The 429-nt window shown below is 56.2% G+C and carries 1 protein-coding gene; it reads left to right on the top strand.

Annotated features, from left to right (window positions below):
- Nucleotides 1-173: 173 nt before the first annotated feature.
- Nucleotides 174-429: hypothetical protein (locus tag AC1RPH_RS07865; protein ID WP_289858482.1), on the top strand; the 256-nt coding region annotated here is incomplete at its 3' end.

Below are 429 nucleotides of genomic sequence, written 5' to 3'. Positions count from 1 at the left end.
GGGCGAGCACGAACGTAACTCGCATACATTGAGCCGTGATCTGCCGCACGAACTAGAGCGCGCGCTCGTATACTGGCACACGCGCCGACGATTCTACGAAGTGCTAACGCGTTGATTGCACAGGGCAATCTGTTTGTGCAGATTGCCCTGTCGTGTTGTGGGGAAACAACGAAATGAAAAAACGCAAAATAACGCTTGCGGGCCGCGCCGCACGCGCGTATAGTTACACCCATCGACAGCGCAATAACGAAAGGGGTAACAAAATGGAAAACGGTCTGAATCTTACGGGGATGCGTGTTGCACTGGCCGCACGCTTTGGCGCAGACAATGTGCGCACGACCGTGATTGACGGCGTTGAATGGGTCGAAATCGCGGGCACCGGCCGTAACGGTCAACGCGTATGGCATCGTGCGGGGCGCGTCAATGCAA

Source organism: Dellaglioa sp. CoH-57-MRSF-16, from assembly GCF_056782055.1.
The sequence above is the reverse complement of the archived record's forward strand: the minus strand, read 5'-3'. Positions and strand labels throughout refer to the sequence as shown.